The following is an 8,183-nucleotide window of genomic DNA, read 5'->3' as shown; positions in this document are numbered from 1 at the left end:
TCGCTGGAACAGCTCCCACAACTCATCCGGCACCAGCCGCTCTACGATCGAAACCACGACCGACAGGCTACCGATCCAAATGAGATGACGTCTAAGGCGGCGCCGTGGAAGACGACAGCGGTGCGCTGCCCTTGTCCGTCCCGCAACGCCTGAGCCAGCACCGATGCGGCGAAGGGCAGGAGCGCCGTCCATCAGCAGCACGGAGTTGAGGAAGAGCCACGTGGTGGCCTGCTGCACGGCAGGACTTTGGTGTGCCGGAACGCTGAGCAGTCTGCGGCCACCGTAGGTACCCAAGGTGGTACCAACCTGGGTACCGTGGGGGTATGCCAGCACTCAACATCGAATTCTCTGAGGCCGAGATGGCTCGTCTCCGCGAGCGAGCGACGATCACCGGCAAGAGCCTGAAGCAACACGTCCACGACGTGACCGTGGAGGAGGCCGACCGGATCGCCTTCGTGGAGGGCGCCGCCGCTGAGGCCGAGCGGATCCTGCCCGGCGTGATGGACCGCTTCCCTGCAGGCCTGCGGTGAGCCCGATCGTCCGCGTCGACGTCGGCTGGGTCCTGCAGATCCAGGCTTCGATCTCCCCGCTCAACGTACCGATCGCGGACTGGGGCGCCCTCGGTCTCATGGCCGACCGGCACAAGTTCGAACGCGAACGCGGCAGCCTCTACTACGAAGAGGTTCCCTCCCGCGCCGCCACCTTCCTGCACACCTCCCTGCTGCTGCGCCCCTTCACGGACTACAACCTCGTCATCGGCTGGGGCTGCACCCACCAGTACATGCACCTGTCCGGCCAGCCCGTCCAGGCCAAGGACGAGGAACTGTTCGAGCTCGCCCAGGCTGTGCGCGCCCAGGAGGTCGACCTCCGGGCCCTCGCCCAGCGCCTCGAGGCGTGGCGCAGCGCGTAACACCCGGGTCGAAAGCTGTGCCGGGACCTGTGCCAGGGCCCCGAGGTTTGATCACTGTCGGGGCTAACGGACGGTTTCGCTCACCGGTGGGGCAGGCCGGAACGCATTCGAGTCCGTGGGGACGGGATGCGGCAGAAACGCGCGGGCTTTCGCTCGATGCTGGTGACCATGCGCAACCGTGGGCCGCCCTCGACATCAAGCTCTGCGCCGACCCGGCCGGCACCACGGTGACCTCCCAGGCGTCGTGGTCCCTCGGCCTCGCCGGCTCCACCCGCATCCAGGCCCCGCTGCTTACCGGCCTTGGAGGAACTCTCGCGCTCCACGCAGCCGTGTGCGCACGCGTCCCTGGGTGGCGCTGCTGTCGAGGCGGACGTTCAGGGCCCCGTGCATGGGGGTGTCGGCTCGGCGCCCGGTAGGCAGCCGGGTTGCGTCGAGTCCATCGCGTCGGGCGATGAGAACGCCGAGTTCGTGACGGCTGAGGGCGTCCGCTCCGGCAAGGTGGAACATCCCGGCCTGGTCGGACATGGCGAGTTCCCGCAAAGCGGAGGCGAGGTCTGCGACATGCACCGGGCAGCGGACGTCGTCGGTGAACAGGACGCCGTCGCGGGTGCCGGCAACCAGGGCGTGGACCATGCGCTCGTGCACGGATCCGCCGTGCCCGATGATCAACGAGGTGCGTGCGACCGCGGCTGCCGGCGCCAGCAGCCGCACAGCGGTCTCGGCGGTGGCTTTTGCCGCGCCATAAGGGGTGAGGGGATCAGGCAGGCAGCCCTCGTCGTAGTGGATCCGGGAACCGGAGAACACTGCGTCGCTGGAGACGTGGACCAGGCGGCAACCGCGCTTCGTTGCGGCTGCCGCCACGCGGAACGAGCCGTCGGCGGTGACCGCCCAGTCGCTCCCCCCGCTCGTCGCGTTGATGACGGCACTGGGAGCAACCGCCACCAGTACCTCATCGACCTGCCCGGGGGCGCGAAGGTCGAGCTGGTACCACGAGGCTCCGGGCATGCTGCCCGGGCGGGAACAGTACGTTGCGGCCGTCTCCCAGCCTGCAGCAACCGCCTGACGCACAAGCTCCGTCCCCAGAAACCCGCTGCCACCGATGATCAAGACCCTCATGGCGTCCAACATAGGGCAGCCCGGGCAGGTCGCCCGGGGCTCAGCAAACTGTCGTGCAGGGCTCAGGCACAGTTTCTCAGCGGACCCGGCGTGCCCCAGCCCGCCTACCCCGCCCACGGCGCCGCCGTGGGGTCCGGCTCCTGCCTGCGCGGAAAAATCACCTTCTCCCTCGAGCAAGGCACCCGCCCCCACCAGGTGACCTACGACGTCGACGGCCGCGCCCCCGTCATATGGGCTGTGCCTGCGGCATGACAACGGAAGGCGCCCTCGCCGGCAACCCGCGCGGGCGCCCTGAACGTCACTGCGAAGCCCAGCGCGCCCTACAGCTGCCCTGCTGGTGCGCCTGCCTCGTCCCTACGACTTCACCGGCCCCCGGCGGTCACGTCCGGTGTCCTCGCCGGCGCCGGCGCCTGGCCGCGGCGATCTCGCCCGCGACGGGAAGCCAGTAGTAGAGGATGAAGACGGCGATCACGGCCACGCCGGCTGCGGGAACCAGGGCGCCGAGCAGGATCCCGGCGGCCAGCCAGACCAGGGCGAGCCTGAAGCGCCGGCTGATGGCGGCCACACCGGCTGAGTCGATGGTGGCGGTGAGCAGCCGGCGATCACGACGGACGTAGCCCCACAGGACGTTGAACACCACGGCCAGGAACGCGAAGGCGGCGCCGTGGAGGACGACCGCGGTGCGCTGCCCGTGTCCATCCCGGAACGCCTGCGCCAGCACAGAGGCGGCGAACGGCAAAAGCGCGACGTCCATCAGCAGCACGGTGCTGAGGAAGAGCACCACGCGGTCGGCGCTGCGGATGTGGTCGAACATGAGGTGATGGTTGACCCACACCTGCCCGATCAGCATGAAGTGGCTTCGACAGCGTGAGCTGGCCCCGCCGGTCAGTGGGTTTCGGCCCCACTTGGCGATCGTTCGGGCAAGATCTGTCAGTGTGTTTTGGCCCCACCCTCGTGTCGCGGAGTGTGGTTCAGGGGACGTCTGCGCCCAGTGGGGTAGTCCATCGACGGGGAGATGTCTGTGATCGTCTGGGTGAACGGCGCGTTCGGCAGCGGGAAGAGCACGCTGGTGGATGAACTACGTCCGCGCTGGCCCGAGGCGCTGGTCTATGACCCGGAGATGGTCGGCTATGTGCTGCGAGAGATCGTGGAGGTCCCAACCGGCGATTTCCAGGATCTGCGGCTGTGGAGGCGGCAGGTCGCGGACCTGGCCGTGGGACTCGTCGAGGAGTATCAGCGGCCCGTCCTGGTGCCCATGACGCTGGTCAACCCCGCCTATGTCGAGGAGATCTTCGGTGCGCTGAAGGACGCGGGGATCGCTGCTCACCACTTCTTCCTCAAGGTCTCCGAGGATGTGCTGGTGAAGCGGATCGACGGGCGGAGCTTCACACCGGATGATCCCGCGCAGGATGAGAGGGTGCGCAGGTGGTGCAAGTCCAAGATCGGGTCGTGTATGGCGGCGGTGGACACCCTGCCCAGTGGCACCGTGTTCCTGGACGGCGAGCTGAGCCCGCGGGAGCTGGCCGACGACGTGCTGGCCCGCGTCGGCGCGGTCCCTGGCCGGTAGTCCGGGTTCTCGTGTGCGGTCAGCCGCTGCCCTGCTGGTTCTTGGTGTGGGCGAGGCGGTAGGAGTCGGTGCCGGTCTCGATGATGTTGCCGCCGAAGGTGAGCCGGTCCACGATCGCTGCGCAGAGCCTGGGGTCGGTGAAGGTCTTCGTCCAGCCACCAAACGATTCGTTCGAGGCGATGGCCACGGAGGCTTTCTCCTCCCGCTCGGTCAGGACCTGGAACAGCAGTTCGGCCCCGCGGCGGTCCAGTTCCATGTAGCCCAGCTCGTCTATCGCGAGAAGGTCCACGCGGCCGTAGCGGGCGATGGTCTTGGTCAGCTGCTTGTCGTCGGCGGCTTCGACGAGTTCGTTGACGAGCTTGGTGGCCAGGACGTACTTGACCCGGAAGCCGGCCATCGCGGCCTCGGTCCCCAGTGCGATCAACAGGTGGGACTTGCCGGTGCCGGAGTCGCCGATCAGGCAGAGTGGTTCTCCCTTCTTGATCCATTCGCAGGAGGCCAGGGTGTGGATGGTGGCCGGGTCGATGCTGGAGTTGGCGTCGAAGTGGAAGTCCCGCAGTGCTTTCTGGCGTGGGAAGCCAGCCGCTTTGATGCGGCGCTCGGAGCGGCGGCGGGCCCGGTCGTCGCACTCGGCCATCAGCAGTTCGGCCAGGAACCCGCGATAGGTCATCTGCTCACGGGCGGCCGTGGTGGCCAGATCGGGGAACTGGGCGCGGATGGTGGGCAGCCGCAGCATCCGACAGGCGGTGTCGATGGCGGCGTCGGCGGCCTGCTCGGTCAGCCCGCGGTGGGGTTGGACGGTCACGGCTGTTCTCCCTTCTGGCGAGCGGTGGGCGGGTGGTGTCGCAGCAGCGCGTCGTAGGCGGCCAGCGACGGCAGCGGCCGGGTGTCGGCTGGCAGCCGGGCCAGCCGCCGGGCGGTCAGCGACGCCACCGGCGACGGCTGCGGGTCATCCGGCGGGCCGTCCGCGGTGGGGTGGTCGGCGTCGGCGGCCTTGCGGGCCTCCAGCGCGACCACGTCCGCGGTCAGAGCGCCGGCCTTCAGGGCGGCAGCGATGCCGGCCACCACGTGATCGTGCGTCATGTGCCGGTGCAGCAGCAGGACCTCGATCAGCGCGCGGGTTCCCTCGGCGTCGCCGTGAGCCTTGCGGACCGCTTCCCACCAGGCGTCGTGCACAGGGGTGAACTTGCCTGCGGCGCGGGCCTGTTCCAGCGCCGTCGCCCCGGGCAGGGCGCCGGGCTTGCGCAGCAGGGCCTCCAGGTAGTGGTCGAGCTCCAGCCGGACGGCGCCCTTGGCGACCAGGCGCCGCAAGAGGGACAGCGGGGCCAAAACTCCCTCACATCACCTTGCTGCCAACGCCGGTGGAGCCATCGCTGACTCACAAGTGGGGCCATCAACCACTGTCAAAGCCAATGAAGGTCAAGCCGTAGGCCAGGTAGGACGGCCACAGCGCGGCGAGGCCGTGCAACAGGTGGCGAGTGTCGTGCGGCGGGCGGATCTCCAGGACGAGGAGCGTGACGGCGATGGCAATGACGCCGTCGGCAGGATTGCGCTCCACGCTGAACGACGTCGCCCCTCCCCCAGGTCCCGGCCGGTCCATCCGGTCCATGAACAGGCTCTGTCATCGCCCCAGCCTCCGGCACCGTCCGCTCCTGCGCGCGCAGCCGAGGAGCGTTTCGCCGGCGATGCAGAAAGAACCACAGATCACTCCACGACTCCCCTCAACGATCTCGCCGGCCGGCAGACGGCCAGGACGCCGGGTGCGGCGGCTGCACCTCACGAGGGACGGAGACAAAAACCGCGCTCCTGCAGCGTCCACGCGTTGCCGCCCGGGTCGGTGAACCCGGCGAAGCCGCGTAGTCGCCGCGCACCACGGCGGTCGCCGACTTCAAGGACCTGCCCAACCACGCCGTGCCCATGGACGACCCCTGGGCGAACGAGGGCTGCCGCCGAAAGTCGGATCCTGGGGTGACGAAAGGCGAGGCGTGATCGCTGGGCTCGGTGTGGTTGATGAGGTGGCTGACGGGGGTCCTCTGGGCCATTCCCGCTGGTCGGTTCCACCTAGCGCTTGATGCGTCCGCGGATGGCGAGGACGGCGAGGCCGAGCAGGACGGGTTCGGTCAGGCGGGAGGTCATTTCGGTGTAGGTGCCGGCGGTGGTGAGGTCCTGGTCGGAAGACCGGAAGATCACCGAGTTGACCACCACGCGTAGGCCTTTCTCGAAACGCTTGGTGGAGAGGCGCTCGTGGAGGGCGTTGGTGGGGTTGACCGGTTCGGGCTTCTCGGCGGGCAGCCGAACTTGCCGGCCGGTCACGCTGGCGACGGTCTCCGGCTTCCAGCTGTCGGCGGGCAGACCCCAGAGCATCATCGCAAACAGTGTGCCGGTCATCGCGAGTAGCAGCCACACCGCGGCGCGGGTGGCGCGCAGTCCGTATCCCGAAAGCGCCCAGTACGCGGCAAGGAGAGCCCGTTCGGCGCGCGGCCGGTCGTGATCGTGGCGGCGCATCTCCATCTCGCCGTAGTAGAAGTCTGCCGCGTCCGGCTCGTTCTTGCTGTCCTCGAATGCCTTGCGCAGCGCCCGGTAGACCGGGGCGAGCTGCGCGGGCCCCACATGGTCGGCGTGCCCGGTGTCGGGGGCGGCCTGCTGCCAGCCTGCAACGGCGGTGGGCTGGCGGGAGCGCCAGTGGTGTTCCTCGGCGAGGGTTCGGCGCTGGGTGAACCGCTGAGGCCAAAGCCGCCGCCATTGCGTGCGGGCCGGGACGATGGCGAAGGTGCAGTTGCCTTCCAGGCGGATCTGGTCGAGGTGGACGGTCCCGGTGAACAGGCACCGCGTCATGTCGATGTCGGCGAGCACCAGGTGGGCGGCGTCCACTCCGCGCAGGGAAATGATCCGCACTCCGGAGCGGGTTGTGCCGGCGAGGCGATCCTCCGGAACGACGGAGCCGCGATTTCCGCGGGAGTTGGGAAAGGGGGCTTGCTCGGCGGCGATGCTCAGGGGGTATTCGAAGACGGCGTGTGCGAAGTCGACGTCGGCATGGCGCAGTCGCAGCGTGGCGGTTGATGCCCAGCGCGTCCGGTGACACTCCAGGCGCCGGGCCGCGAGCGACAGCGTCACCGGCCCGCTGAACCTCGCCCCCGACAGGAACACCGTCTTCCCGCAGACCAGCGGTCCCAACTCTCCCGCTTGCTCGAACATCGCCGCACCGAAGTCGACGTCTTTGGTGAAGCTCGTCGCCTCGAACCAGGCGAAGCCGGTGAAGGTTGTCGAGTCGAACCAGGCCTCGCCGGTGAAGGCGGCCGACTCGAACCGGGCCTCGCCGGTGAAGGTGGCCGAGTGGAACCGGGCGACGCCATTGAAAGCGGCCGCCCCGAAATCGGCGGTGCCGGTGAAAGTGGCCGACCGGAACTGGGCGGTGCCGTTGAAGGTGGCCGACGGAAACCTGGCGTCGCCGGTGAAGGTGGCCGAGTGGAACCCGGCGTCGCCGGTGAAAGTGGCTGCCCGGAACCCGGCGTCGGTGAAGGTGGCTGACATGAACACGGCGGCGTCGGCGAAAGTGGCCAAGAGGAACCAGGCTTCGCCGGTGAAGGTGGCCGAGTGGAACCGGGCGACGCCGTTGAAAGTGCCTGACTCGAACCCGGCAGTGCCGGTGAAGGTAACCGAGTCGAACTGCGCCTCGCGGCTGAAGGTGGCCCAGTTGAACCAGGCATTGCCGGTGAAGGTGGCCGACGGGAACCGGGCGTTGCCGGTGAAAGTGACCGACTCGAAATCGGCATCACCGGTGAAAGTGGCCGACTCGAAATCGGCGGTGCCGGTGAAGGTGGCCGACCCGAAGCGCGCGTCGCCGAGACGTGGGTGGTTTGTGGTGGGGTCCTTGAGGGCGTTGAGTAGTTGGTCGAGCAGTTGGTCGGTGAAGCTGGTGCCCCGGTAGTCGATGTCGTCGCCGGCGTTCAGGCTCGCGAGGTGGGTGTCGCGGTCGAGGCCGGAGAGGTGTGCCAGGCAGGACGAGTGCGGCTCGACCGAGCGTCCGGTGCAGGCAGCGCGGTCCCCGCTGGTGACGCCGCCACCGCAGTACGGCCAGTCCGGAACGACAAGGTCTGGGGTAGATGCCATACAGGTGAGTACATCGCCTGCCCACCGACCGTTGCCAGGCGGCCTCCGTAAAACGGCCGCGCGCCCTGAATCGCCCCGTGGACCGGCCTCCGCCCGCCAGGGAAATCGTCGGCTTCAACTCGGGATCACTACGGCTACGGGCTCGCAGAACCGCAGGTGAACGCTTTTCGTCCGTGCCCCAACGGCCACCCCCGGCGCAGGCGGGCCGGGACGGAGGAGCGGGAGTGGTTCACCGAACTGGTCAACCGTGCAGCCGAGCTCCGGCACGCCGCTGCACCACGACCGTACCAGCCGCAGCGCCGCGGCAGCGGCCTCTCGCACGACGGCAGCACGCCGCGGGACACCCGGCGCGACTTCGCGCGGATCACCCGGATCGTGATGCGCGCGGTGTTCCCCACCAAGGAACTGCGCGAGGAGGCGGTGGAGAAGTACCACGCGATCGAGGGCGGCGAGCAGACGCTGCGCAATCTGGCGGCCTAC

General features: G+C 68.8%; 10 protein-coding genes and 2 pseudogenes. 5 read left to right on the top strand and 7 right to left on the bottom strand.

Features of this window, described 5'->3' with window-relative positions; all coding sequences use genetic code 11:
* Nucleotides 1-237, bottom strand: a 237-nt coding sequence (locus ACIBK0_RS51460) for a hypothetical protein (protein ID WP_399097374.1), incomplete at its 3' end; no start/stop codon positions are given.
* An 86-nt stretch (nucleotides 238-323) separates the two neighbouring features.
* On the opposite strand from ACIBK0_RS51460, the gene ACIBK0_RS51455 reads away from it, so the two are divergent.
* Together ACIBK0_RS51455 and ACIBK0_RS51450 are read left to right on the top strand one after the other, a co-directional pair.
* A complete protein-coding gene (locus ACIBK0_RS51455; protein ID WP_399097371.1) occupies nucleotides 324-530 on the top strand; it encodes a hypothetical protein in 207 nt (68 codons plus the stop codon).
* Entirely contained in the window at nucleotides 527-910 is a 384-nt protein-coding gene (locus ACIBK0_RS51450) for a hypothetical protein (protein ID WP_399097368.1), read from the top strand. Before ACIBK0_RS51455 ends, ACIBK0_RS51450 begins: the two co-directional genes overlap by 4 nt.
* A 291-nt stretch (nucleotides 911-1,201) precedes the next feature.
* Here the strand turns inward: ACIBK0_RS51450 and ACIBK0_RS51445 are convergent, their stop codons facing one another.
* Nucleotides 1,202-2,026: an SDR family oxidoreductase gene (locus ACIBK0_RS51445; protein ID WP_399097365.1), complete on the bottom strand. Its 825-nt coding sequence runs from the start codon at nucleotides 2,024-2,026 to the stop codon at nucleotides 1,202-1,204.
* Nucleotides 2,027-2,116: 90 nt separating this feature from the next.
* On the opposite strand from ACIBK0_RS51445, the gene ACIBK0_RS51440 reads away from it, so the two are divergent.
* On the top strand, nucleotides 2,117-2,278 hold the full coding sequence (locus ACIBK0_RS51440; RefSeq protein ID WP_399097362.1) for a hypothetical protein: 162 nt from the start codon (nucleotides 2,117-2,119) through the stop codon (nucleotides 2,276-2,278).
* A 127-nt stretch (nucleotides 2,279-2,405) separates the two neighbouring features.
* Here the strand turns inward: ACIBK0_RS51440 and ACIBK0_RS51435 are convergent, their stop codons facing one another.
* A complete protein-coding gene (locus ACIBK0_RS51435; protein ID WP_399097359.1) occupies nucleotides 2,406-2,840 on the bottom strand; it encodes a hypothetical protein in 435 nt (144 codons plus the stop codon).
* A 207-nt stretch (nucleotides 2,841-3,047) separates the two neighbouring features.
* Here ACIBK0_RS51435 and ACIBK0_RS51430 point away from each other — a divergent pair, with 207 nt between their 5' ends.
* Complete coding sequence (locus ACIBK0_RS51430) at nucleotides 3,048-3,593, top strand: AAA family ATPase (RefSeq protein ID WP_399097377.1); 546 nt, start codon at nucleotides 3,048-3,050, stop codon at nucleotides 3,591-3,593.
* A 19-nt stretch (nucleotides 3,594-3,612) separates the two neighbouring features.
* Here the strand turns inward: ACIBK0_RS51430 and istB are convergent, their stop codons facing one another.
* From istB to ACIBK0_RS51410, 4 genes and pseudogenes are all read right to left on the bottom strand, one after another.
* Complete coding sequence (istB, locus tag ACIBK0_RS51425; RefSeq protein WP_399097356.1) at nucleotides 3,613-4,398, bottom strand: IS21-like element helper ATPase IstB; 786 nt, start codon at nucleotides 4,396-4,398, stop codon at nucleotides 3,613-3,615.
* Nucleotides 4,395-4,868 (bottom strand): annotated as a pseudogene (locus ACIBK0_RS51420) (IS21 family transposase); the annotation flags it as partial. The gene istB and the pseudogene ACIBK0_RS51420, both read right to left, overlap by 4 nt.
* Nucleotides 4,869-4,986: 118 nt before the next feature.
* Nucleotides 4,987-5,202, bottom strand: coding sequence for a TMEM175 family protein (locus ACIBK0_RS51415; RefSeq protein WP_399097353.1), 216 nt, complete (start codon nucleotides 5,200-5,202; stop codon nucleotides 4,987-4,989).
* Between the two features lie 452 nt (nucleotides 5,203-5,654).
* Entirely contained in the window at nucleotides 5,655-7,703 is a 2,049-nt protein-coding gene (locus ACIBK0_RS51410) for a pentapeptide repeat-containing protein (RefSeq protein WP_399097350.1), read from the bottom strand.
* Between the two features lie 156 nt (nucleotides 7,704-7,859).
* On the opposite strand from ACIBK0_RS51410, the pseudogene ACIBK0_RS51405 reads away from it, so the two are divergent.
* Nucleotides 7,860-8,183: pseudogene (locus ACIBK0_RS51405) on the top strand (hypothetical protein); the annotation flags it as partial.

This window comes from Streptomyces sp. NPDC050564 (assembly GCF_044457265.1).
Lineage (GTDB): Bacteria > Actinomycetota > Actinomycetes > Streptomycetales > Streptomycetaceae > Streptomyces.
The sequence above is the reverse complement of the archived record's forward strand: the minus strand, read 5'-3'. Positions and strand labels throughout refer to the sequence as shown.

Excerpts from the sequence above, each read along its gene's own strand:
- ACIBK0_RS51455 (WP_399097371.1), top strand. The coding sequence starts at position 324 with ATGCCAGCACTCAACATCGAATTCTCTGAGGCCGAGATGGCTCGTCTC.
- ACIBK0_RS51445 (WP_399097365.1), bottom strand. The coding sequence starts at position 2,026 with ATGAGGGTCTTGATCATCGGTGGCAGCGGGTTTCTGGGGACGGAGCTT.
- ACIBK0_RS51435 (WP_399097359.1), bottom strand. The coding sequence starts at position 2,840 with ATGTTCGACCACATCCGCAGCGCCGACCGCGTGGTGCTCTTCCTCAGC.
- ACIBK0_RS51415 (WP_399097353.1), bottom strand. The coding sequence starts at position 5,202 with ATGGACCGGATGGACCGGCCGGGACCTGGGGGAGGGGCGACGTCGTTC.
- ACIBK0_RS51410 (WP_399097350.1), bottom strand. The coding sequence starts at position 7,703 with ATGGCATCTACCCCAGACCTTGTCGTTCCGGACTGGCCGTACTGCGGT.